Source organism: Fibrobacter sp. UBA7003, from assembly GCA_002449765.1.
Lineage (GTDB): Bacteria > Fibrobacterota > Fibrobacteria > Fibrobacterales > Fibrobacteraceae > Fibrobacter.
Genome location: DJXN01000002.1, coordinates 1 through 23,043 on the forward strand (window position 1 = coordinate 1; position 23,043 = coordinate 23,043).

General features: G+C 55.2%; 22 protein-coding genes and 1 tRNA gene. 5 read left to right on the forward strand and 18 right to left on the reverse strand.

The window, feature by feature from the left end:
- Positions 1 to 1,847, reverse strand: a 1,847-nt coding sequence (locus tag B2952_RS00485) for a peptidylprolyl isomerase (RefSeq protein ID WP_290736042.1), incomplete at its 3' end; no start/stop codon positions are given.
- Between the two features lie 119 nt (positions 1,848 to 1,966).
- Here B2952_RS00485 and nadB point away from each other — a divergent pair.
- The 3 genes from nadB to B2952_RS00500 are packed head-to-tail and all read left to right on the forward strand — an operon-like array spanning position 1,967 to position 5,300.
- The gene (nadB, locus tag B2952_RS00490) at positions 1,967 to 3,550 is read left to right on the forward strand and encodes an L-aspartate oxidase (RefSeq protein ID WP_290728122.1); all 1,584 of its coding nucleotides are present in this window, start codon (positions 1,967 to 1,969) and stop codon (positions 3,548 to 3,550) included.
- A 10-nt stretch (positions 3,551 to 3,560) separates the two neighbouring features.
- Positions 3,561 to 4,589, forward strand: a complete 1,029-nt coding sequence (locus tag B2952_RS00495) for a serine/threonine-protein kinase (protein WP_290736045.1) — start codon at positions 3,561 to 3,563, stop codon at positions 4,587 to 4,589.
- 18 nt (positions 4,590 to 4,607) lie between these two features.
- Positions 4,608 to 5,300: a CvpA family protein gene (locus B2952_RS00500; RefSeq protein ID WP_173381512.1), complete on the forward strand. Its 693-nt coding sequence runs from the start codon at positions 4,608 to 4,610 to the stop codon at positions 5,298 to 5,300.
- 10 nt (positions 5,301 to 5,310) lie between these two features.
- Here the strand turns inward: B2952_RS00500 and B2952_RS00505 are convergent, their stop codons facing one another.
- A complete protein-coding gene (locus tag B2952_RS00505; protein ID WP_290781455.1) occupies positions 5,311 to 6,579 on the reverse strand; it encodes an amidohydrolase in 1,269 nt (422 codons plus the stop codon).
- 63 nt (positions 6,580 to 6,642) lie between these two features.
- On the opposite strand from B2952_RS00505, the gene B2952_RS00510 reads away from it, so the two are divergent.
- Positions 6,643 to 7,638, forward strand: a complete 996-nt coding sequence (locus tag B2952_RS00510) for a diguanylate cyclase (protein ID WP_290728128.1) — start codon at positions 6,643 to 6,645, stop codon at positions 7,636 to 7,638.
- Positions 7,639 to 7,753: 115 nt separating this feature from the next.
- Here the strand turns inward: B2952_RS00510 and B2952_RS00515 are convergent, their stop codons facing one another.
- The 15 genes from B2952_RS00515 to B2952_RS00585 form a co-directional block, all read right to left on the reverse strand.
- Positions 7,754 to 9,181: a UDP-N-acetylmuramate--L-alanine ligase gene (locus tag B2952_RS00515; RefSeq protein WP_290727159.1), complete on the reverse strand. Its 1,428-nt coding sequence runs from the start codon at positions 9,179 to 9,181 to the stop codon at positions 7,754 to 7,756.
- An 18-nt stretch (positions 9,182 to 9,199) separates the two neighbouring features.
- Positions 9,200 to 10,477: an RluA family pseudouridine synthase gene (locus B2952_RS00520; protein ID WP_290728130.1), complete on the reverse strand. Its 1,278-nt coding sequence runs from the start codon at positions 10,475 to 10,477 to the stop codon at positions 9,200 to 9,202.
- Positions 10,478 to 10,479: 2 nt separating this feature from the next.
- Positions 10,480 to 11,109, reverse strand: a complete 630-nt coding sequence (lspA, locus tag B2952_RS00525; RefSeq protein ID WP_290728132.1) for a signal peptidase II — start codon at positions 11,107 to 11,109, stop codon at positions 10,480 to 10,482.
- A 15-nt stretch (positions 11,110 to 11,124) separates the two neighbouring features.
- The gene (locus B2952_RS00530) at positions 11,125 to 12,249 is read right to left on the reverse strand and encodes a squalene/phytoene synthase family protein (RefSeq protein ID WP_290736048.1); all 1,125 of its coding nucleotides are present in this window, start codon (positions 12,247 to 12,249) and stop codon (positions 11,125 to 11,127) included.
- On the reverse strand, positions 12,242 to 12,691 hold the full coding sequence (locus B2952_RS00535; RefSeq protein WP_173381509.1) for a hypothetical protein: 450 nt from the start codon (positions 12,689 to 12,691) through the stop codon (positions 12,242 to 12,244). The genes B2952_RS00530 and B2952_RS00535 overlap by 8 nt, the downstream gene beginning before the upstream one ends.
- A gap of 157 nt (positions 12,692 to 12,848) precedes the next feature.
- The gene (locus B2952_RS00540; RefSeq protein ID WP_173381508.1) at positions 12,849 to 14,177 is read right to left on the reverse strand and encodes a TldD/PmbA family protein; all 1,329 of its coding nucleotides are present in this window, start codon (positions 14,175 to 14,177) and stop codon (positions 12,849 to 12,851) included.
- The gene (locus B2952_RS00545) at positions 14,177 to 14,413 is read right to left on the reverse strand and encodes a helix-turn-helix transcriptional regulator (RefSeq protein ID WP_173365455.1); all 237 of its coding nucleotides are present in this window, start codon (positions 14,411 to 14,413) and stop codon (positions 14,177 to 14,179) included. Before B2952_RS00545 ends, B2952_RS00540 begins: the two co-directional genes overlap by 1 nt.
- 8 nt (positions 14,414 to 14,421) lie before the next feature.
- A complete protein-coding gene (locus B2952_RS00550) occupies positions 14,422 to 15,927 on the reverse strand; it encodes an alginate O-acetyltransferase AlgX-related protein (protein ID WP_290736054.1) in 1,506 nt (501 codons plus the stop codon).
- Between the two features lie 189 nt (positions 15,928 to 16,116).
- Positions 16,117 to 16,189: transfer RNA gene (locus B2952_RS00555), tRNA-Arg, on the reverse strand.
- An 85-nt stretch (positions 16,190 to 16,274) separates the two neighbouring features.
- A complete protein-coding gene (locus B2952_RS00560; protein WP_290736057.1) occupies positions 16,275 to 17,813 on the reverse strand; it encodes a hypothetical protein in 1,539 nt (512 codons plus the stop codon).
- Positions 17,814 to 17,889: 76 nt separating this feature from the next.
- Positions 17,890 to 18,216, reverse strand: coding sequence for a stress response translation initiation inhibitor YciH (locus tag B2952_RS00565; protein WP_290727149.1), 327 nt, complete (start codon positions 18,214 to 18,216; stop codon positions 17,890 to 17,892).
- Between the two features lie 2 nt (positions 18,217 to 18,218).
- Positions 18,219 to 18,401 (reverse strand): hypothetical protein, encoded by a 183-nt coding sequence (locus B2952_RS00570; RefSeq protein ID WP_173365451.1) that lies wholly within the window; start codon positions 18,399 to 18,401, stop codon positions 18,219 to 18,221.
- A gap of 36 nt (positions 18,402 to 18,437) precedes the next feature.
- Positions 18,438 to 20,099, reverse strand: coding sequence for an endo-1,4-beta-xylanase (locus B2952_RS00575; protein WP_290728143.1), 1,662 nt, complete (start codon positions 20,097 to 20,099; stop codon positions 18,438 to 18,440).
- 135 nt (positions 20,100 to 20,234) lie between these two features.
- Positions 20,235 to 20,696 carry a 23S rRNA (pseudouridine(1915)-N(3))-methyltransferase RlmH gene (locus B2952_RS00580; RefSeq protein ID WP_290736060.1) on the reverse strand — a complete coding sequence of 154 codons (462 nt, stop codon included), beginning with the start codon at positions 20,694 to 20,696 and terminating at the stop codon, positions 20,235 to 20,237.
- A gap of 4 nt (positions 20,697 to 20,700) precedes the next feature.
- On the reverse strand, positions 20,701 to 21,429 hold the full coding sequence (locus B2952_RS00585; protein ID WP_173365448.1) for a metallophosphoesterase family protein: 729 nt from the start codon (positions 21,427 to 21,429) through the stop codon (positions 20,701 to 20,703).
- 38 nt (positions 21,430 to 21,467) lie between these two features.
- On the opposite strand from B2952_RS00585, the gene B2952_RS00590 reads away from it, so the two are divergent.
- Entirely contained in the window at positions 21,468 to 22,061 is a 594-nt protein-coding gene (locus B2952_RS00590; protein ID WP_290727145.1) for an FKBP-type peptidyl-prolyl cis-trans isomerase, read from the forward strand.
- A 123-nt stretch (positions 22,062 to 22,184) separates the two neighbouring features.
- On the opposite strand, the gene B2952_RS00595 is transcribed toward B2952_RS00590, so the two are convergent.
- Complete coding sequence (locus B2952_RS00595) at positions 22,185 to 22,823, reverse strand: hypothetical protein (protein WP_290728147.1); 639 nt, start codon at positions 22,821 to 22,823, stop codon at positions 22,185 to 22,187.
- Between the last annotated feature and the right edge of the window lie 220 nt (positions 22,824 to 23,043).

Genomic DNA, 23,043 nt, shown 5'->3' on the forward strand with positions numbered 1-23,043 from the left:
GTCATGCCGACGAAACGGCTGCTGTTTTCAACTTCGTCCTTGACGGCCGTTTCGACAGCGGAGGCTTCCGGTTCGATCTTGTTGTTCACGCGGACCATGACAGCACCGAGTTCCGTTTCGATGACCGGGCCCCATTCGCCAACCTTCTGGCCATTGAGCACCTTGTAGAGGTTCGTGCTCGCATAACCGAATCCGGGAACGAAACCTTCAGCAGAAGACTTCTGGTTCTGGAGGCTAACCTTCTCGATCTTTGTAGAATCGGCAGCGCCCTTCCATTCCTTCACCTTGGCGGCGACAGAGTTGAGATAGGCGGCAGCGGCAGCGGCAGACTTCTTGGCCTTCAGGTTGTTCTTGATAGCATCGAAATGCATATCCAGATCGCGGGTACCAGCCTTGAGTTCCTTAGCCTTCACAGCCAAAGCGACATACTTGCTGTTCTTGAGAACCGGAGAAGCGATTCCGCTTTCGTCCGGGAGGTTTTCGTTGGGCCAAGCATACGAGACAAGACCCCTCAGGTATCCGACAGCGGAAATGCTTCCGTTGTGGCCAATCCATTCAGATTCCTTGACTTCAAGTCCGCGTTCCTTGGCGGCAGCGGCAAAATCCTTTCCGGCATCGACTTCGGTCTTGATCCCCGTCAGGATGCGTTCGAGACTGTCAATCGTTTCGGAGGATGCGTTCACGACAAGCAGGATGTGGCCGACCTTGGCCGTCACGGCACCGGTAGAATCCGTCGTCTTGCCGAAGCTCTTGATGATATGGTAGCCATACTGGGAACGAACCGGTTCGGAAATGGCACCGGAATCAAGGGCGAGAGCGGCCTTTTCGAATTCAGGCACGAAGAGGCCCTTGCCAGCGGGCTGATCCAGGATGCCGCCGTTGGCTGCGCTGCCCGGGTCCTCGGAAGAGATGCGGGCCATTTCTTCGAAATCAGCCGTCGAGGACGTGTCGGCAAGCTGGAAGTAAATCGTCATCGCGTATTCGCGGATGCGTTCCTCGTCACCGGCGGTCGCCGCAACAGGAAGCACGACGTAATTGAACTTCACGGCATCGTTTTCGACAAAGAAGCTATCCTGGTGAGCGTTGAAGTAGCCCTTCACCATGGCGGTATCGACGACATCGTCGGCAACGGCAAAATCGCTATTGGAAGCGAAAGCGATATCAACATCGAAATCGGTCAGGCGGCGGTTGGCCGACCACTTGGCTTCGAGCGAAGTCGGATGGACGGAAGCCCCGACCAGCACTTGAAGTTGACGCATCGGAACGCTCTTGGTCTTGAGTTCTTCTTCAATCTGGAGCATCGAGCCCCACTTGAAAGCTTCGGGAGTTTCGAGCCAAGCTTCGTAATCTTCCTTGGTGGCCGCGGTATCGACCATGAACTTGGGAAGACTGGCGATGTAGGCCTGGCTGCGCTGCATCAAGTCTTCCTGGGAAGTCGCCTGCTGCTGGATAGCGGCAAGACGGTACTGGGCTTCCTGCACCAAGCGGCTACGGACAGCATTGGAATTGTTCTTGAATTCGGCCTTGAGTTCAACAACCGAGGCTGCCAGTCCGGCTTTTTCAATCTGTTCGTCCTGCAGGATCTGACGGACGAAAGAGCGAAGGACATCATTACGAAGCTGGGCATACTGTTCGTCATCGAGATGCTGTTCGCCATTCTGGTTCTGCTGAATCATCTTGATACGGGTATCAAATTCGACAGAAGACACCTTGTGGCCGTTCACTTCCACAATCGGATAGCTCTGCGCCGTCTTGGGGACGCGGTCCATGGCAAGAAGACCGACAGCGATACCCACCGCGAAAATGACGATGACCCATTTAGCTTTTTCATTAATCCACGTTAACATAGATTAGACTCCATAGAAATTTTTGTCGGGGCAAAATATAACAAATAAATGCGATATATAATCAAGAAGGCTCTTTTTTTCTATCGTTGGGACATAAAACCAACCAACGGAGTTTGGTCATGTACGATATTCTAGTCCTCGGGGCCGGCATTTCCGGCCTCTCCGCCGCCATCCACGCGGCAGAAAAAGGCCTCTCGGTCGTTATTTTAACAAAGGGCGCAAAGCCGGATGGTTCATCGAACTACGCACAGGGCGGCATCGCGACCGTCACCGAAAAGACAGACAAGTTCAAGTTCCATATTGACGACACGCTCGAAGCGGGAGCCGGCCTCTGCAAAAAAGAGCCGGTGAACATCCTCACCAAGAGCGGACCCGCGACCATCAAGCAACTCGTCAAGTGGGGCGTGCAGTTCACCCCCTCGCCCGCCGACAAGACACAGTTCGACCTGCACCTCGAAGGCGGCCACAGCCACCACCGCATCTTGCATGCGGCGGACCTCACCGGCAAGGAAATCATGCGGGCGCTCCTCGCCGAGCTCCACAAGCACAAGAACATCCATTACATCGAGAACTGCTACATCAAGGACCTCATCTGCAAGGGCGAAGGCAAGAACAAGCGCTGCGTGGGTGCAAAGATCATCCACCAGAAGACGGGCCTTGTCGAAGACCTGCTTGCAAAGGCTTCCATCCTTTCGACCGGCGGTGCTGGCCGTATCTGGCAGTACACCGTTTGCCCGCCCGACAGCTGTGGCGACGGCATGGCGATTGCGGCCCGTGCAGGCGCCGGCCTGCAGGATATCGAGTTCATGCAGTTCCACCCGACAAGCCTCTACGCCCCGCAACTCAAGAAGCCCTTCCTGATTTCGGAAGCGGTGCGCGGATTCGGCGGCATCCTCAAGAACTACAAGGGCGAAGAATTCATGAACCAGGTGCACCCGCTCCATTCGCTCGCGCCGCGTGACATCGTGGCCCGCGCCATACACAGCGAGATGCAACGGCTCGGCAAGCCCAACATGTTTATCGACCTCTCGGGCCGCACCCCGAAGGATATCAAGAGCCACTTCCCGAACATCTACGCGAAGTGCCTCGACGCAGGCATCGACATCACGAAGGAGTGGATTCCCGTGGTGCCCGCCGCACATTACATGTGCGGAGGCGTACTGGTCGATACTTGGTCGAGGACCGAGATCAAGGGCCTGTACGCCTGCGGCGAAGTCGCCGCGACGGGCGTCCACGGCGCAAACCGTCTCGCCTCGAATTCGCTTCTCGAAAGCGTCGTCTTTGCCATCCGCGCCGTCGACAACATCCTCGAAAGCGGACTTCTCAATGCGAAGATCGACGTGAAAAAATCCAACAAGAAAGAGCACGTCACCTTCACGAAGGGCGCCTACTGGCACAAGCGCAAAAAAATCCTCCAGGATACAATGTGGACACACTGCGGAATCGTCCGCACCGTCGCAGGACTCAACCAGGGACTCAAAATTATCGAAGGGCTTGAAAAGGACGTGGACGCCGCCGTCAAGAACAAGGAGACGGACAACTTCTACTTCATCGAATTCCTGAACGCTCTCCAGGTTTCGAAGATGATCCTGATTGCGGCGCTCCACCGCAAGGAATCTCGCGGACTACACTACATCCTCGATTACCCGAATCCCGACCCGAAAACGAAACACCACACGATTTACCTGAACGACAAGAAGTAGGGCAGACAAGATGGCTGTGGCAAAAAAGACAAAGGACGCATTGCCGAAGCGAATCGGAGGCTACACGCCGACGCAGATGCTCGGGCACGGAGCCATGGGAAACGTATGGCTCTGTCACGACGAGTCGCTCGACCGCATGGTCATCGTGAAGCAGATGGTCCCGAAGCTTCTGGACCAGGATTCCTTCATCTACCGCTTCCAGCAGGAGGCGACCATCCTCGCCCACCTCAACCACCCCGCCATCGTCGTTCCTTACGCCCTCTGGAAAGAAGCCGACGGCCAGCTTTCGCTTTCGATGGAATTCGTGATGGGAAAGAACCTGCGCGAAATCCTCGATGTGTGCAAGCGTCCGCCCGTATGGGTCGTGATGGCGATCCTCCACGAGATATTCCTCGCATTGAGCGCCGTGCACCGTGCGGGCATCGTCCACCGCGACCTGAAACCCGCGAACATGATGATTGACCGCGACGGCCGAATCCGCCTGCTCGATTTCGGCGTCGCACACGTCGACAAGCGCTACGAAGACGACATGACGCTCACCATGGCAGGCTCGCAAATCGGCACCGGCGCCTACATGAGTCCCGAACAGACCGTCGGAGACGAAGCCACGCCCGCTTCTGACCTTTTCAGCATGGGCATCATCGCAAGCGAGATGCTCCTTGGCGAGAACGTATTCCGCGGACAGTCGCTAAACGAGACATTCCAGAATATCCGCAGGATGGTCATTGGCAAAAAGGCTTTCCCGCCGGACACACCAAAGGAACTGGTAAAGCTCATCACGCGTCTTCTTGAAAAGAAGCCCTCCAAGAGGCCTCTTTCGGCAGCCGACGCAGCCGCAGAGCTCAGCCGCATCATGCGAATTTACCCGCGCGACCTTACCCCCTACCTCGCCGACTGGGTCAACTCCACCATGAAGGGCGAAAAAACAACCATCGAGCCGGAAACATATGCAAACAGGTCCAAACTGATTATCGCGATTACCGCACTGTCCTCCATCGCAGTTACAGCAGGCGCATTCTTGCTCATTTCAAGCATCTAAAAGAACTTAAAGGTCACTATGAATTGGATTGACATATTCAGCCTCATTTGCATTCTCGTCTTGACACTCATCGGTGTGTGGCGCGGTTTCCTGAAAGGGTTGTTCCGCGTGCTCGCCTGGGCCACCGCCATCGCCGGCGCATATTTCTCGTACGACCTCCTGGGAAACACCATTGCGTCCAACCTGCAAATCGGCAGTTTCACCGTCAGGATTGTCTGCATCTGCCTCGGGTTCCTCATCCCGTTTCTCACCTTGTTCGTCGTCGGGCATTTCTTCGAAAAAAAAATCAAGGACACCTCGCTCGGAAAAGCAAACCGCATCCTTGGCGGCATCCTGGGTTTATGCAAGGGATGGCTCATCTGTTTCGTATTGCTGACCATCCTCCACATCCTGCCCGTTTCCGGCGACCTGCGCGAGGCTCGCAACGACGCTATCGCCTACAGCCTTTACAAAAGGAACATCGAATTGTTCGGATTCTCGTCCAAGGAAGTTGACCTCGTGGGAATGGCCGAAGAAAGGGCAAAGAAGCTCAGCAACGAATTAACGAACAAAGCCGTCGAAAAGGTCAAGGAATCCTCCGTCCAGGCCGCAGAGCAGGCCAAGGAAGCCGCCGTAAAGGCAATCGAAGAAAAGAAGGATTCCCTAGTCAAGAAGATTGACGCAAAAAAAGACTCCGCCGTTTCCAAGGTCAAGGAAAAGGCGGACAAGTAAGCGGCACGCCTTAATAGGCTAGCCGTTTCGCACAGGCTTCGGCTTCACGCACAATTTCTTCTTCGCCATCCACGTGGCGGCCACGCATTACGAACTTTCCGTTACAGATAACCGAATCGATGCAACTGCTGTCGGCAGCGTACACCCAGTTACTTACCAGGTTGTGACCAGGCACCATCCGCTCGTTCTTCAGGTCGACCAGCAGGCAATCCGCGAGGTAGCCTTCCTTGATTTCGCCGGCATCCATTAGCCCGTAGGCGCGCGCAGAGTTCACCGTCGCCATTCTAAGCGCGTCGTGCGCAGGCAAAGTTTCGGCACCGCCCTGCACTTTCGCAAGCAACGCCGCAAGCTTCATCTCCTCGTGCATGTCGAGGTTGTTGTTCGAAGAATCGCCGTCCGTACCGAGGGCGACATTTGCACCGGCACGCAACAGGCGGTCAATCGGCGGGATACCGCTTGCAAGTTTCAAGTTCGAATTCGGGTTCAATACCGCCGTCGCGCCCGAATCCACGAATGCCTTCATGTCGTCATCCGAGAGATGAACGCAATGCGCCGCAGCGAGGTTCGAACCGAGCATTCCCGCACGTTCCAGCAGGCGGACCGGACTGCACCCGTACTGCCTTTCGCAATCTTCCAGTTCCTTTTTCGTTTCGGAGAGGTGCGTATGGACCATGAAATTTTCGGAACGGGCAAAGTCGGCACAGCGCTTCAGCAGCGTCTCGCCCACTGTGTATACGGAATGCGGGGCAACCGCAAGGCGCACGCGTTCCGATTCACCGGTATGCGCGGCAAGGAACTTGAAATTGCCCTCAATCGCTTCTGGCGACATGAGAGATTCCGCAAACGTCACGCCCACTGCAGCACGTATGCCCATCTCCCCGACAACCTTGATGGTACGTTCGCGATGCCAGTACATGTCGGCAAAGAAAACCGTACCCGACTTAATCATCTCGAGAAGGGCAAGTCGACAAGCCACGTCGATATCGTCACCCGTAAGTTTGGCCTCGAACGGCCAGATGTATTCCTGCAGCCACTTCTGGAGCGGCATATCATCGGCATACCCGCGCAAAAGGGTCATGGCCGCATGCGTGTGCCCGTTGTAAAACGCCGGGAGCACGGCAAAATGCGAGCAATCGACAATTTCGGCCCCATCGGCATCTGCCGGAGCAGCCGCATCCGCTATTTTCAGGAACCGCCCGTCCCCTATAACAATGTCCTTTCGCGACGTTTTATCGCATTCCGTCTCGACCAGGGCCGATTTCAAAAGTATTTTTTTCAATTTAAAGCCTATTTTTATATACCATGCTATTCTATATCGCAAAATAAAATATATAATAATCCTATGAACTACGACGAACTCGAAACACTACCCATTTCCAGAAATACCTTCTACAATCTGGATATCTTCAAGAACGTGCAGTTCGAAAAACTGGCGGGCTATCTCCTTTCCTGCTCGACTGAAATTGTCGAACCGGGAACCAAGCTCATCTACCCGGAACTCGAGAATCAACGCCTGATTATCCTCCTGGAAGGCCTTCTCGAAGTCAAGCTCGAATCCCAGGGCGGAGAATTCACCGACACCATCAAACCCGGACACTGCGCCGGGGAAATGTCCATCTTCGACGACATCAAGCCTAGCGCAACCGTAAGCGCCAAGGAAAAAAGCAAGCTCCTTATCATCCCGGCAGACGTGGCAACGGTCATGGTCCACGCATCACACCAACTTTGCCTGAACTTCCTGCATATCCTGAGCCAGAGGCTCCGCAACAACAACAAGGTCGTCTGCGAGGAACAGTACCACATCCGCTGCATGGAAGAATTCGCGAAAATCGACCCCATGACCGGGCTCCACAACCGCCGCTGGCTCGAAGAGATGTACACGCGCGAAATCAACCGCAGCAACATTGGCAACTTCTCGCTCACCGCGTTCATGATCGATGTCGACCACTTCAAGAACGTGAACGACACCTACGGCCACCTCGCCGGTGACCAGGTGCTTATCTCTGTAGCAAGGACCCTAGTGCACAGCCTCCGCCCCTCCGACATGCCCGTGCGCTACGGCGGCGAAGAATTTACCGTATTCCTCCCCGGAACCACGACCGAAAACGCGAAGGTTATCGCCGAACGCATCCGCAGCAACATGGAAAACATGAGCGTGGTGCTCCCCGACGGAAACGTCATCCCTGTTACGGTGAGCATCGGCTTTGCCGAACGCGTTGACGGGGACACCGTCGCAAGCCTCATCGAACGCGCCGACCAGGCGGTCTATCAGGCTAAAGAAAACGGAAGGAACCGCGTCTGTCAGAATCTCGGCGGCGGCAAGTTCAATTTACTGTAATCGAAAAAAGAGCCGCCAAAGCTTCAGTTCATTGAATGTCATCCCCGCTATACGAAACTTGGCAACTTGTTGCCCTAGTTGAGTTATCCACTTTGTGGACGAAAGGTGGGGATCTTTATTTGTTTTCAAGGAGTTTCTGTACCGATTGCGCATACGCCTGCAAACTCGGGTCGCGAGCTCCCATCAGCAAGATGGTGTCGCCGGGCTGGGCGCATTCCACCATCTTCTTCGCGCATTCGTCACGGTTCTCGATGTAGATGGCCTCGCAGCCCTTCAGCAAGAGGTCGTCTGCAAGGTCGCCCGCACTTATATCGCGCGTGACGGTACCGCCCGCATAGTAGATCTCGCTGAAGAACATCATGTCGTTGTCGCGATCGAAGTCAAAATCCTTCGGGCGGAGCGTCTTCGCGATGAATTCCACGAGGTCATGCCGCAAAAAACGCGTGGGCCCAAAGCCGTGCGGTTGGAACCAGGCAATCACGCGGCCCTCGGTAAAGTCCTGCGCACTCCTGATGCTTGCCGCAATCTTTGCCGGGTTATGCGCGAAGTCATCCACGAGGGTAACGCCATTGAACGTTCCTAAAATCTGATGGCGGCGGAACACGCCCGGGAACGTTGCAAGCGCGTCGGCACACGTATGGAGCGACACTCCGGCGCGAAGCGCGGCGGCGGTCGCCGCAAGCGCATTTTCCATGTTGTGCTTGCCCGGGAGCGGCACCTCGAAATTCACGAGTTCCGCCTTATGGCGCACGCGGAACTTGATATGCGTACCCGCGGTCTTGAAGTCCGTACCCTGCACGCCCACGTAGTTCTCGAACCCGAAATCGAATTCGCGACCCGCGCTGAACTTCTTTGCCAGCGGGTGCGCATCGTTCACGATGAGAATTTTTCCGTTGTCCAGGATATTGTGGCTGAACTTAAGGAAGATTTCCTGCAGTTCGTCCATTTCCTTGTGGTCCTTGTCCACATTGAGAATCAGGCCGATTTCCGGCTCGTAGCGCACGAGGGTTCCGTCGCTCTCGTCGGCTTCCACCACGAGCCACTCGCCCTTGCCGCTCACGGCGTTACCGATCTTGCCCTGCGCCTGCAGGTTCACGAGGCCCGCCCCCGTCATCACGGAGGGCTGGAGTCCGGCGTATTCCAGAATATGGTAAATCATCGCGGTCACGGTGCTTTTACCGCTCGTTCCGCTCACCGCAATCGTGCGGGCTTCCTTCGAAATCTTCGCGAGCATCTCGCTACGGTGCATCACGGGGACGCCGAGTTCCTTCGCACGCTTCAAGTCGGGGTTCGTATCCTCAATGGCAGTACTCACCACCACGGCAGAGAGGCCCGCGACAATGCCCGAGCCGTCCTGCGCAAAGCACTTGATTCCGCAATCTTCGAGCTGACCCATCACGAGCGGCTTTTCGCACTTGCCCGCAAGGAATTCACCGAACTGACGGTCGGACCCGCTCACCGCGACGCCCTTGCCCGCCAAGTACTGCGCGATGGCACTCATGCCCACGCCCGCAACACCGATAAAGAAATATGAATCAGTCATCGTCCAAGACCTTAAAAACTAAAGCAAATCCGGGTCAATCGTGGGTTCGTAACCGGGTTCCACGAAGTCCTCGGCAGAAATCCCTTTACGACGCGCGGACTTCATCTGCCTGATGAGTTTGCGTTCAGCGGCCTTCGCCCTGCGCTGCGCGGCCGTAGCAGCCTTCTCTGCATGACGCTGGGCGCGGGTTTTACGCTCCTTCAGCTCCGGGAAGACGCATTCATCGAACTTGTCGAGCGATTCCTCATCGAGTTCGTCATCGAAACCTTCGTCAAAGCGGATGTCCGCATCAAACTCATGGAATCCTTCTTCCTCGTCGAACACGGGCGCATCTGCCGGGCATTCCTTCTTCAGGAGTTTCAGCACCTTCGCGAAAGGTTCTTCCATCGGAACCTTGAACTTCATCTTCTTGCCTGTCCGCGGGTGGATGAGTTCAATCTTCACCGCCTGCAGGAGCTGCGCCGGAGCTATTTCCAACATTTTCTCCGCGATTTCCTTCATCAGGGGCGGCACACGATTCAAGCTTTCCTCGCGGCCGTCATACAGCGGGTCGCCTACCACCGGGTGGCCCGTATAGCGGGTATGCACGCGAATCTGGTGCGTGCGGCCCGATTCGAGCTGCAGTTCGAGCAAAGTAGCAATCGCAAAGAACTGCTTTGCAACAAAATGCGTACGGCTTTCCCTGCCACCCTTCACCACCGCCATCTTCAGGCGATTTTTCGGGTTACGCCCGATAGGGGCATCAATGCAGCCTTCCAAATCGCGCGGGCAGCCCCACACGAGGGCGTTGTACGTGCGGTGCAGCGTGCGGGTTTCGAGCTGGTGCGCCAAATGCCTGTGGGCGGCGTCGTTTTTAGCCACCACCATGAGGCCCGGCGTATCCTTGTCCAGGCGGTGCACGATACCTGGACGAAGCGGGCCGTTGACTGCCGAGAGATTGTCCTTGAAATGGTGCAGGAGCCCTGCGGCAAGCGTTCCCTTGCTCACACCGCTCCCCGGATGCACCACCAGGTTGCGCGGCTTGTTCAGCACGACAATGTCCTCGTCCTCGTACACGATGTCTAGCGGGATATCCTCGGGTTCGAGCGTACTCGAAGGCTTCTCGATAAGTTTTTCCACGACGACGACCATGCCGGTCTCCACGCGGAAATTCTTGGAAGCCGGAGCACCGCCGACTTTCACCTCCCCCGCGGCAATCAACTTCTGCACGTCGGTACGGGAAACGTTCTCCATTGCGCCGACAAGGAACTTGTCGATGCGCTCGCCGGAATGTTTTTCTTGTACGAGGTAGTTCATGCCTAATCCTTCGGCTCGGTTGCATCAGACACCTGCGATTCCTGGTTAGCTTCGGGCGCCTTGGAATCGGCAAGTTTCTGTTTCTCTATTTCCTTTTCTTCCTTGATCTGCTTATGCAGTTTCTTCAAAACAACAGGCGACAGAATCACGATGGCAACACCTACCGTAACGAAGGAATCCGCGACGTTGAACGTCGGGAAACGTGTCATGATAAAGTCGGGCAAGTCGCAATCGATAAAATCGACAACCATGCCGAGGCGCATGCGGTCGATGAAGTTTCCGACGGCTCCGCCGAGAATCATCACCACGCCCAAGCGACTCATCCAGTCGCGCTTGTCGATGGACTTGTAAAACCATAAAAGCACAACAGTCGCGACAACCGAAATCAGCAAGAAGAACAGCCAAGGAGGCAAGAACGGCATCAAGTCCTGCGGACGGCTGCTGAACGCGGCCCCCTTGTTAAAGACCAGCTGGAAGCGCACAAATTCACCAATCACGTTGATAAAATCATGGTTCGGCGCACCCGTCTCGTTCGTGAACCGGGCAAGCGCCCACAGTTTCGTGAGCTGGTCTGCCACAATGCTAAAAACGATTACACCAATATGGAACGGCCACTTGTTATAGAACTTCATCAATACACCGGGCGACTAGACGCCCGCCTCCTTCTTCAAGTTGCTGTAGGATTTTTCAATCCACCCGTCCGAATAAAAATGCGTCGAAGTAGACTTGATAATCTTCTTCACCGTATCTCGCGAAATCTTCATCTTCTTGTCCGAAACGAAAAGCCCCGAGCCGTCACCAATGAGCTTCATGTTTTCGGCAGCCATGAACAGCGGCCAAAGGCAGAAGAGCCTCGTGCGCATCTTCAAGTTCGGCACAAGCTTCGTATAGGCAATCGCATCGTCCAGATGCTTCCACGCCTTCTTGACAAGTTCGCCCATCACGGCAGCGCGGCGTGCATCAAAATCGGCCCTCACTTCCTCAGAAACACCGGCCGGAGCAACAAACATCTCGTATGAATGCGCAAAGCCATGACGGCGGCAGATTTCTTCGGGAACAAAGCACACGCGACGTGCAGAATCCTCCACGCAGTCCTTCACGATGTTTGCGACCTGGAGCGCAAGCCCGAAGCTCACATCGAGCTTTTGCATTTGAGCCTTGCGGGCGTCTCCAATCAGGCACGTATCCGCAGCGAACAAGTTCGTGAGCAGCTTTCCGACGATACCCGCCACATAGTAGCAGTATTCGTCCAGATCGGCGACGCTTTCGAGCGTAAACCATCCCGAACTCAGCGCCGCCTCCTGACGCAAGGCAAACTTCGCCATGCCGCGGCACATCTCGATAGTGACATCGCGGACCGGAGCCGCATAGACCTCCGGCAATTCCTTCAACAGAGGCACCACCACATGCGTATGCAGACAGAGGTTCATGTAGGGGTGTTCGGACTTGCGCCAGCTTTCGGGGAGCGCCGCCTCGAATGCGATAACAGCCTCCTCCTTCAAGTCGGGAGTGCGGAAAATGTCGGCAAACAGCCCGAGCAATTCTTCCTTCTCGGATGCGTTCATGTCGGGGTCGTCTTCCACCGTATCGGCAATGCGGAGGTAAAGGTAGGCAAGCAGGATGCTCTTGTGGAGTTTTCCCTTCAACACGTTGATGTTGAGCGCAAACGTCCTCGATACGAGAAGCAAAATCTCCTCGGCATATTGCCAGGCCTTTTTCCCGTCCAAAACTTCCTCGCCCATTCCGAGCGTGTCCAAAATATTCTTAGACATAGGTGGTCTCCGCATATACGTCGGGCGGAATCTTTTTGGTTTTCGCCATGGCGTTCACATATTTCCAAAGACGTCCGTGCGCTTCTGCATTCTTGAGCTTCTTGGTAAAGCTCCAGATGGTACGGTTGTGGACATCGGCCTCGCTGCGGAAATTGCCCTTGATCTCGGTCTCGTAGCGCACCTTGCGGTATTCAAGGAAATATGCAGACTGGAAAAGCTCCCCCGTCCGGCGTTTTGCCATGCCGCAAAGGACTAAGCCCAAGAGCAAAAACAGGGGGACGGAAGCAAAGCCGTAGAACCACGGCAAATCGCCCAGTTTCACCAGTCCCCATGCGACCGGAAGGACAGACGCTAGCGCAGCAAGCAATGTCCACACGACATCCAAGACAAACCAATAGCCCTTCCATTCGGGCACGAACGCCCACTTGTGACCCTTTTTCATCTGCTTCTTGAGATATGTCGGGTAGGAAACTCGATAAAACCAGAAATAAAGCCCAACCCAAAAAAGAAGCGGGGACCAAAACCAATAATCCATACTTTCAAGAATTTGCATACGAGAGTAAATTTAAAAAATTAAACCGACAATCCAAAACGATAATCTAGCAGCTAACCGCCAGTTCCGAAATGGCGAGAGCGGGGACCTTGATTCCGGAGAAACGGTCATAATACTCGTTCCCGACACCAACGACATTCTGGATGATGTCGAAGAAGTTCCCGGAAAGCGTCACCCCGTCAACCGGATGCTGAACAACGCCATTTTCGCACCAGAACCCGTGAGCCCCTATGCTGAGCTCGCCGGAAACGGCGCTGCAGCCGGATCCACCTTCGAGACGCACGACCAGAAGGCACTTCGGGAACATCTTGAGAAGTTCCGCCGTCGAGGCCTCACCCGCAGGGACAAACATGTTCCAAAAAGTCGTGCCCATCTTGGAACCAAAACCGCGCGCAGCGTTCCCGCTCGAAGACCGACCCGCCTTGGCTGCGGTTTCAAGATTGTAGAGGGCCTCGTTAAAAATACCATTCTTCACGACTTCCACACGGCGCGTGAGCGAGCCTTCGGAATCGAAGTAGACCTTGTTGCAGAAGTTTTCGGAATTCGGATCGCTCCACAGAGAAAACTTGTCCGAAGCAATTTTCAAGCCTTCCTTGTCCGCAAGGCGCGAAGTTCCCTTCTGCATGGATTCCGCAATAAACGGAGACGCATACATGTTCATAAAGCGTCCCGCAATACGTTCCGAGAACACTACCGGAATCTTGCCGCCTTCTATCTTTTTTGCCCCGAAAAGTTCCGTTGCATACGTCGCAGCCCTGTCGGCGATTTCCTTCATCGAGATTTCGTTCCAGTCGCGGCTGCTCTTTACGAAATTGCCAAGTTTGCTTATGCCGTCGCGTATGGCTACGGCCCCCGCCCCGACCGAAACCGAATTATCCCTGTCGGTGTAGAAAAGCCCGTTGCTGTTCGCCACTATCGAGATTTCGCGGTTCAAGTCCGCCCCCAGATAAGGGATGTTCACGATTTCCTTGGAACGTGCAAATGTTTCCTTTTCCAGCTCAATGCAAAAATCCTTGAGCTCTGCAAGCGAAAGCTTTTCGAGCGCAGGATTGTAGTTTGGGTTTCCTTCCGGAATCTTGGCGGGCGAAGGAAGCTTGATATTCACGGGCTCGGTCCATTGCGTATGACAGACGGCATCCCTGATGGTCTGCGCAATCGCCTCTTTCGTGAGGCGTTCGGTATGCGCGTAGCCTGGGCGGCCATCCTTAATCACGCGGAGGCCAAGCCCTACGGAATCGGAAATTTCGGTATTCTGCACCTGCCCCTGGAAAACGGACAAGCCTTCGGAATGCGAATTCGAAGCGATAATGTCAAACTGTTCCGCCTCGCCCTTCGCGAGATCGCACATACAAGAAACGGCATCGGTAATATTCATTATGCATTCCTCTTTGCTTTAGACGCAAGCATGCGCCAGTAGGCCGCAGGGCTACCTGTCACGGATTCGAGCGATTCGGCAAGTTCGCGGGTGATTTCCACCGTTCCCGCAATCAAGCCTTCAAGCGTTTCCATCGGCACCCCGATGCGGCGCGCGAATTCGGCCTTGTCCATCTTGAGCCATTCGATACCTTCCAGAATAGCCTGCCCCGGAGTGGGGGTTCCATGCCTTGCCATAAAGACCTCTATAATTCCACGTCTTTCCAACCTTCCGCACCGAAGCGGAGGTCGCGTTCCACGAATTCCCAAATTAACAATTTCTTGCCCTTGAGTACGCCTGCCTTGCGGGCAAGTTTCTCGCGCACCAAGGTCGAAGCGCCGCCATCGCTCACAATGGAAGCTACCGGGCGGTTCATATCCTTCGCGAAGTGCGCAATCCATCCGGCGTTCACCGGCGAATCGGTCTGGTAAATGCGGCTGAAACTGTCTCCGAGAATCAAAATCTTTGCCTTGCGGAAATCGTCCTTGAAGGGAATATGTGAAGAATCGGAAACCACATGCCCGATTACCTTCTGCACTTTGAACACGCCGAACTTGTTGAGTCCGCTCATCTCGCCAATATCGCCCATGCGGTCGGCAACGGAATCAGATGCGACGTATTCCATAGACGGTTCGCCAATATCTACGATGCCCGCGTCCGCCATCTCGCGCACCTTGCCCGCAATCACGCCTGCCGCAAGTTCAGCTCCGCGCGGAGTCCAGTGCGTGTCGTCGTTCAGGTAGAGCGGCCCGAGTTTTGCATCGTCAGCCTTCGCGGCAAGGAGCGGCGTGTACAAATCCACCGTATGGAGCCCGAGCCGTGCGAGCGAATCGAGAATCGCCTTGCCGTGGCCTGTGCTGTTAAAGCCTGCGACCGGGGATGCGCCGGTCAGCCTTTCGGGATAGATGCTCGGCTTGCCCGGAGTAATCACCACCAGGAGTTCCACGCCCTTCGCCTTCAGCTGGTCGCGGAATTTTTCAATCGCTGCAATCGGGTTATCCAGTTTTGCACTGCGCACATCCAGCGGGGACGGTTGCACCAGGAATTCCACATCCTGCCGGTAGAATAGCCAGCGGTCTTCCCCCGCACCGAGAACCACCTTCTCGCCCGGATCGTTAAAGATATTCCACACCGCGAGCTGGTAACGCGGGCGCACCGCAAGCACCAGCGCATTCTCGTCTTCAACCTTCTTCTCGAAAGCCCGCAGGTAGCGGCTCGTCCATACGCCGTAATGCTTGACACCCGAAATTGCCCGCACAACAGAGAAATGCCCGAACTCGCCCACCACCGCCTTGAGTGTTGAATCGACGACCTTGAAACTTTCGGGCTCGTCCTCGAGGCTTGCCAGCAGCGTGTCCGCCTGCTTGAGCAACTTGTAGCCCGCCTCCACGGTATCGAGCGACGCATACGCGTTGACGGTCAGCGCGACCGCCTCCAAATCCGAAAGCGCACCGATGACCGGTTCCAAAGCGTCCGCGGTTTCCGAACCAGCAGCAATGGATTCACGGGCGGTCCTCCAGGTGCTATCGAGCCTTGCCGAAAGCATCTCCATGCGCGACTCGCGCACAAACGGCGTATAAAGAACATCCTTGAAAATATCGAAAGAAACAAACCGTTTATCGCCACGCAAATCCACAACGGTCTGCACCGTAAACGGCAGCAGCAACAACAAAGCAAATAGAACTACGATAACGAGATAAACTTTCTTCACGATGTAAAGTTAGAAAAAAAATTTGCGAGATCCCCACCATGGTGGCCACGCGCACTAAAGAGCATAGCTCTAAGTGCTGTCCGCCCGCCTTCTCCCCAAAGAGGATAACTCTACTATGGCAACAAGTTGCCAAGTATCGTATAGCGGGGATGACAACAAAAACGCTGGTGGAATCATCCACCAGCGTAATACCCGGTCCGCGACTCGAACGCGGAGCTCATCCTTAGGAGGGACGCGTTTTATCCTGTTAAACTAACCAGGCATGCAACCTTCAGGCCTTGCGGTCTTTCAAGTTCGCGACAAATATAACTAAAAGCGCCCGTTTTGTCATCGGGGCGAAAGTCCGCCTAGTAAGCGTGGTCGCAGTCGACGTTCTCCTTGCCCTTGATTCCGTTCGCACATTCGATAAGGCCCTGGAGTTCGCCGTTGCGGAACGTGCCCCAGCTCTTTTTGTCCTGTTTCTCGGTCAAGCAAACCTTGTTGGTCGTTTCGGGATCGATTCCCTCAACCCCGTTTACCGGAATCCATTCATAGCAAGTTTCCTTGACGGCAAAGGTCATGTACTTGCCATCGAGTTTACCGTCGCGGTAGTTGCCGAAGGAGTATCCGAGGTCGTTCGGGCCGTTAAGCTTGCCCTTCTTGTAATCGATGGTCACCTTGTCCTTGGGCTTGTTTTTCTCGCGCTCTTCCTTCATCTTGTTGAAGGCTTCCATGGCCTCTTCCTTGTCTTTCTTCTTCTTGATCTTGGAAATGCGCTTCAGTTCCTTCTTGTCGGCAGCTTCAATCGCCTTCACGTCTTCGACAAACGGGTAGTGGACCACGACCCTGCCATGAATCGTGTTATCCCAGTAGGGGATCTCGGCCATGAGGAAGCCCTTGTGCGAAAACATGTTGACTACGCCATGTACAGCGCCCTTGCGGTAAGGCACTTCGAGATGGAGGAAGTAATACTTTTCAAGCTTCTTATGGAGTTTCTTGTCGGTCACGCTAAGGTTGTCCATCGCGCTGTAGCGGTAGAACTTGGCCGTACCGTTCTTGACTCCGTGGACATAGTCCACCGTATAGAGGACCTTGCCAAAATCCTTGCCCTGACGCGCCGGGAGCGTAAGGTCGTTGCCGTAACCCGTCTCGCGACCGTGGAACTTGCCTTCGGCATCCACGTGCATCACGTTCTCAATGTAGCCGTTCACGAGGAATCCCGACCATTCGTTTCCGTCCTTGCAGCGCACATCGCTGTAGTCGGGGAAACTCCCGATGGATTCAGGCAGCAGCTTTTCGGGGAGCCCGGAGATGCTGAAAACCCCCTTCTTGTCCCAGTCCAGAAAACGTTCCGTCCCCGGGCGTTCATGATACTGGAAAAAGCAGAGGACGCTATCGGAACGGTCCTTGCGTTCATCGAGATACTTGCCGAAATCGGTAAGATTGGAATCCTCCCCCTTCTTCGCCTTTTTCTTGGACTCGGGGAATTTTTGAGCGATTGCATCATGAACCTTGCCGCCCTCCTTGAAATCGGACAGCTTGAAGCTGCTGTTGTTCAGGTGGTCGACGCAGAGGTCGAGACTCTTGTTGTAGGTCTCGCTCGTATCGCTGCAGTCCTTCGCGCGGCAGGGATAAATTTCGAACGGCGGCAGGTCCCAGACCTTGTTCACCTTCGTGAGCACTTCGCCCTCCTGCCAGTCCTCGCCTTCGGTGTCCTCGACATTGAAGCAACCGCAAATCCACGCATCGCCATAGGTCTTGATTCCAAGGCGCTGGATTTCGTCCGCATTCACGTGCGCGACGTTCTCCATCCAGCAGTCAAAATACTTCGAGCTGAATTGTTGAGCCTGTGCCGCAGCGACAACCGCAGCCAGGGCAACACAAACTTTTAAAAAGGTCTTTGTCATCTTTTAATTCCTTTACAGGAATAAAATATAGACAACTTTCCCCGAAAAAGAGCAAAGCAGGGCAAAAACAGCGTGTTTAGCCACCGGAGAGCTTGACCGTAAAGCCCTTTTTCTCCAGTTCTGTTTTCAAAATATTACGTTTGTCGCCCTGGATTTCGATGTTGAAGTCCTTCACGGAGCCTCCGACACCGCATTTTTGCTTGAGACCGCGAGCCAGATCCTTGAGTTCGTCTTCATCAAGCGGAATTCCGGAGACGACGCTTGCCATCTTGCCGCCCCCGAGGCGCTTTAACTGAATGCGCACGACGCCGTCGCCCTGCGGGCGCTCGACCTTCGGCTTTTCTTCCTTGACGCGGCCGACCCCGGTCGCAAAAACGAGCGTGGAACGTTCTTCGATAGACATGGCTACTCCTTGTCCGAAGATTTACGGTTCATGACAAATGCAACCAGGAGCCCGACAAGAACGTAGAGCGCCACCGCCGAAACAAGGGCCAGGATATCGGAACCAGTCTTGTCGGAAACCTTGATAAACAGGAAAACCGAGCAGGGCATGGCGAGCAGAAAGAGAATGCCGGGAAGATGCTTCATGCCCCACAATATAGTTTTTCCGCAAATGAAGCGATGTCACTTCACTTCCAAATCGAACGTCTTGCCGTCGGCAGTTACCTTGTACCTGCCCTTGAACCCGCGGAACTTCGCGACACCGTCCGCACCGGCCTTCACCGTCGCCTCGGTAGTCCACACCTTGTGCCACAGGTCGTAGACACGCTTGGCGGCTGGTTTTTCGCGGCCGTCAGCGGCGACGATGCCTCCGTTCTTGACCCAGTGGCGGTTGTCCCAGAATCCCCAGAGCACAATTCCGTTGATAGCGGGGTGGCTAAACGCAGTACGGATGAAGGTCTCGAACTTTTCTGCCTGCACTTCTTCGGGGTCATTCATGCCTACCTGCCAGTCGCCAACGTCAAATTCGGTCACCTTGATCGGAAGCCCGAGGCTCGCAAGCTTGTCGAGACGTTCCTTGATGAGACCCGGCACAACCGGACGCAGGCCAAAATGGCACTGCACGCCGATTCCATGGACAGGGACCTTACGGGCGAGCATTCCCTTGATGAGGCTCACGTAGCGGTCCGTCTCCCCTGCCGCGACGACATTATACTCGTTGATGTAGAGTTTCGCGTCCGGGTCGGCACGGTGCGCCCAGACAAACGCACTGTCAAGGATGCCCCAGCCGCAAGTATTGAACGTGTAAGATTCATGCAGAGGTTCGTTCCACACGTCATATTCCGTAATTTTCCCCTTGTATTCCTTGAGGTCGCGCTCGATACGGGCCTTGAGGAACTTCGCGAAATCCTTGCACTGTTTCGCATTCTTGGGGTTGGAGTAATGCTTGTCGAAACCATAGCCCTGGTGGCCCCACATGAGCGCATGTCCACGCAGCTTCCAGCCGTTTTCCCTGGTGAAATCCACGTAGCGGTACATCTCGTCCTTCAGAATCTTGCCCTTCTTGGGTTCGTATTCCGGCCACTTGAACTGATTCTCGCTTACCGCATGCCAAAAGAGCTTTTTCGCTTCGCCCTTGTACCAGTTCTCGATGCTGTCACTCTTGTCGCTCGTGGTAATGTTGAGGGCGGTTCCGAACGGGAACGCATGTTCGACAAGCTTTACGGACACCTGGGAACCCGGAGCCGCCTTCACCGTAAAGTCCGCCTTGCGCAGGCTGTCGATGCGGGTTTCCGCATTATTGTACCAGGCCGTATCCATGGCCTCGGACTTTTCGATTTCCACATCGTCCATCTGTAGCCAGCCCTTTTGCAGGCCTACATGGAACGTCACATTGTTGAGGCCATAACCCTTCTGGTCGGCAAGGAAGGTCATCGAGAACGTCTGCCACTTGTCGGTAAGCTGGAAGCTCCCGCTTTCTTTTTGACGATAGTCGGGCGGCCCGCCCTGCACCACCGCATTGATAGGCATGTTGCCCTTCGCCTTGAAGGTGAGCGTGTAATAGGCTGAATCGGCCAGCCACTGTGGCGGCTGCAGCTGGAGTCCCCACCAAATTTTAGGAAGATCCTTCACCACCACCTTAACGCCCTGCGAGCCGTCGAATCCAAGGCCGGGCTTGGCAAGCTGCATCTCAACCTTCGCCGGACCGTCGGGATTGTTCCACAGGTACCAGCCCCCGTCTCCATATTCCATATCGCCGTTGCTCAGCACGTTCTTCGCCATCGAGGGCGCAGCGAGAAAAGCGGCAGAGAGAGCCAGGGCAGCCGCAGTCTTCGAAAAATCCATAGTAAACCTCTTTTTTAGCACAATATAGATTGTGGAAACCAACGTTCACCCTATAAAATGCCTTTTTTCGTTTACAAGAAAAAACAGAAGTGTTTTATAAAAATATCAAAGTGTAGCAAGTGTATCAAGCCCGTATCATCGGTGATGGTACGGGTGGTTCTGCATCACCATCTGCACGCGGTAGAGCTGTTCTGCCATAATCACACGGGCATGGTCGTGCGTGAACGTCAGGGGCGAAAGCGACAGCAGCAGGTCCGCCGTCTTTTTCAGGCTCTCGTCGATCCCGTAGGCAGACCCAATCAAGAACACGATATTGCCCGGGAAGCGGTCACGGAGCGTGTCCGAAAGCTTTACCGTATCCATGAGCTTGCCCTCTTCGGAAAGGATGACGCGGCGGTATTCCGACTTCGGGAACTTTTTCTCGAATAGCGCGGCCTCCTGCGCAAGCGACTGCACGCGGTCATCGAGTTTTGATTCCCTGAGTTCCACGACCTCGAGCGGGAACATGCCGCCCCGCAAGCGCTTCACGTACTTGTCCACCTCGTCCGCGATAAACGGCGAACCGGCCTTACCGAAAACAGCGAGGACCCATTTCATGGCGCTAGCGGCCCACGCTCAGGCGGTCGATGAGGAAGCTCGGCATTCCCGCCTTGCGCATGCGTTCCTGCGTCTGGAACACATCGTATTCTACGCGGATGAGCCTCACACACTTGGTCTCGGTATCGAGAAGGCACCAGCAGGCGCGGCAGTCGCGGTCGCGCGGTTGCCCGACACTTCCCACGTTTACGAGCAAACGCTCCGTATTCACGATGGTGTATTCGTACTCGTCCAAAATCTTGGGGATGGCCATCGGGCGGCTCGCGACAATCACAGGGCTGTGCGTGTGGCCAATAAAGCAGTAGGTGCCACGAAAATGGTCAAACGCCTCAAGCGCCTCCTCGAGGTCGGTCACGTAGACCCAGTCCGCAGGCGAAAGCGGAGAGGCGTGCACGAACGTGATGTCATTTTCTTCACGGATATAAGGAAGCGCCTTCAAGTAATCCGCCGATTCTTCGCTCAGGTGCGCCTGTGTCCAGTCGATTGCCTGTTTCGCATAAGGGTTGAACCCGACGCTCGACTCGTACTTGATGGCCACGCTATCGTGATTTCCGATAAGGCAGATATCCATGTTTTCGCGAGCGAGTTTTACACATTCGTCAGGGTCTGCACCGTAGCCCACCAGGTCGCCCAGGCAGACGCGCCTTTCGACCCCGTTTTCTTCCATGGACTGAAGCACCGCCTCGAACGCCGTCGCGTTGGAATGAATGTCAGAGCAAATTCCGTAAAGCATGGCAGCAATGTAGCAAAAAAATCTATATTTGCGCGCGTATGGAAGTTATCGAAGACAGGACAAAGGTCAGTATCGCCTATGTACTCAAGGAAAAGGGACGTATTCTCGAAGAAATTCCCGCCTCCTACCCCTTTGTCTACATTCACGGGTACAACAACATCATCCCGGGGCTCGAATCCGCTCTTGCCGGTCGAAAGCTCGGAGAAAGGTTTTCTGTCGACATTCCCGCAAACCTCGGGTACGGCCCCTACCGCGACGACCTCATCATGAAGGTGCCCAAGGCAGAACTCCAGGACGTGGGTGAACTCTGGCTCGGGATGGAGCTCGAGATGTTCATGGACAACGACATCCGCGAATTCCAGTTGCCCGATACCGCAGACGAATTCGTTGAAGACCTCAACCTCGACAGCGACGAAAGCGACGGCATCTTCATCGTCAAGGAAATCTACCGCGATTCCGTACTCGTAGACGGGAACCACCCCTTTGCGGGCAAGGACCTCACCTTCGAGGTGGAGGTCGTCTCCATCGAAGAACCGAGCTTCACGGAACTCGAATCGGGATTCCCGGACGACGACGATTATGAAGACGGCTACGACGACGGCTACAGCGACCGCTACGACGAAAAATTCTAACGCGCAGGCCCGCAGGCGCCTGTAGCCTACACCACCGTATTTCGCACAAACTAAAAATCCCCCGGTCTAGGACCAGGGGACTTTTTTCAAGCTTTTCGCCTGTTGTGCGCTTGGCTACCGCGATTATGCTTCGTCAGCGAGCTCAGGGAGCTTCTTAATCACGTTGCGACGGCCATAGCGGACCTTGTTCGGGTCGAACTCGGTCGGAGTGGCAATCACCGGAGCTTCGGCGGCTGCGGGAGCGGCCACAGGAGCTTCGACAGCCGGAGCGGCAGGGGCAGCCGGAGTTTCAACCGGGATGCGCGGAGCGAGCGGACGGCGGGCTTCGGTTGCAACGGGAGCGGCAGTTTCGGCGGCCGGAGCCTGGACGGCCTCGGCAGGAGCTGCGGCTTCGGCAGCCGGCTTGTTGAATTCACGACGCGGACGGTCGGGACGGCCTTCACGGCGGTCACGGCGCGGGCCACGGTCGGAGCGCTGTTCGTTGCGGTCACGGTTCTGGGCGGGCTGGGCCTGCTTGTCACCGCGAGCTTCCTTGTTGTTCTGACGATCCTTGCCATGGTCCTTGTTGTTGCGGTCACCGCGCTGAGCCATGTCCTGTGCGCTTACGGGGCGACGGGAATTCGGCTTCAAGTTCATGTCCGGGGTGAGCTTTTTAACAATCGGAGTATGGAGATTGTCGAGAACCTTGTTAACCTTAGTCAGGATAACGATGCTCAGAATCACTGCGACGAGCGACAGAGCAATTGCGATGTATGTTTCCATCTGGGCACCTCATAAATAAGGGTTAAGCCACAACGGAAGGCTGGAAAAGACCCGCCGTAGGGGTGATTGCGAGTGTGTGTAGTTTAGGGCCATCTTAATAGCGCTTCTAGGGAAGCTTGACGGCCAGGGGCTCCTATCCAGCGGACTTGAGTCCGACTCAGGAATCTGGAGCAGGGCGGTTTTCGCCGCAGCGATGAACCGCAGGGGGCAATCACGGGCG

Bases quoted from the DNA above. Each gene is read 5' to 3' on its own strand.
- nadB (WP_290728122.1), top strand. From the start codon at position 1,967: ATGTACGATATTCTAGTCCTCGGGGCCGGCATTTCCGGCCTCTCCGCC.
- B2952_RS00495 (WP_290736045.1), top strand. From the start codon at position 3,561: ATGGCTGTGGCAAAAAAGACAAAGGACGCATTGCCGAAGCGAATCGGA.
- B2952_RS00500 (WP_173381512.1), top strand. From the start codon at position 4,608: ATGAATTGGATTGACATATTCAGCCTCATTTGCATTCTCGTCTTGACA.
- B2952_RS00510 (WP_290728128.1), top strand. From the start codon at position 6,643: ATGAACTACGACGAACTCGAAACACTACCCATTTCCAGAAATACCTTC.
- B2952_RS00515 (WP_290727159.1), bottom strand. From the start codon at position 9,181: ATGACTGATTCATATTTCTTTATCGGTGTTGCGGGCGTGGGCATGAGT.
- B2952_RS00520 (WP_290728130.1), bottom strand. From the start codon at position 10,477: ATGAACTACCTCGTACAAGAAAAACATTCCGGCGAGCGCATCGACAAG.
- lspA (WP_290728132.1), bottom strand. From the start codon at position 11,109: ATGAAGTTCTATAACAAGTGGCCGTTCCATATTGGTGTAATCGTTTTT.
- B2952_RS00530 (WP_290736048.1), bottom strand. From the start codon at position 12,249: ATGTCTAAGAATATTTTGGACACGCTCGGAATGGGCGAGGAAGTTTTG.
- B2952_RS00535 (WP_173381509.1), bottom strand. From the start codon at position 12,691: ATGAAAAAGGGTCACAAGTGGGCGTTCGTGCCCGAATGGAAGGGCTAT.
- B2952_RS00540 (WP_173381508.1), bottom strand. From the start codon at position 14,177: ATGAATATTACCGATGCCGTTTCTTGTATGTGCGATCTCGCGAAGGGC.
- B2952_RS00545 (WP_173365455.1), bottom strand. From the start codon at position 14,413: ATGGCAAGGCATGGAACCCCCACTCCGGGGCAGGCTATTCTGGAAGGT.
- B2952_RS00560 (WP_290736057.1), bottom strand. From the start codon at position 17,813: ATGACAAAGACCTTTTTAAAAGTTTGTGTTGCCCTGGCTGCGGTTGTC.
- B2952_RS00565 (WP_290727149.1), bottom strand. From the start codon at position 18,216: ATGTCTATCGAAGAACGTTCCACGCTCGTTTTTGCGACCGGGGTCGGC.
- B2952_RS00570 (WP_173365451.1), bottom strand. From the start codon at position 18,401: ATGAAGCATCTTCCCGGCATTCTCTTTCTGCTCGCCATGCCCTGCTCG.
- B2952_RS00575 (WP_290728143.1), bottom strand. From the start codon at position 20,099: ATGGATTTTTCGAAGACTGCGGCTGCCCTGGCTCTCTCTGCCGCTTTT.
- B2952_RS00580 (WP_290736060.1), bottom strand. From the start codon at position 20,696: ATGAAATGGGTCCTCGCTGTTTTCGGTAAGGCCGGTTCGCCGTTTATC.
- B2952_RS00585 (WP_173365448.1), bottom strand. From the start codon at position 21,429: ATGCTTTACGGAATTTGCTCTGACATTCATTCCAACGCGACGGCGTTC.
- B2952_RS00590 (WP_290727145.1), top strand. From the start codon at position 21,468: ATGGAAGTTATCGAAGACAGGACAAAGGTCAGTATCGCCTATGTACTC.
- B2952_RS00595 (WP_290728147.1), bottom strand. From the start codon at position 22,823: ATGGAAACATACATCGCAATTGCTCTGTCGCTCGTCGCAGTGATTCTG.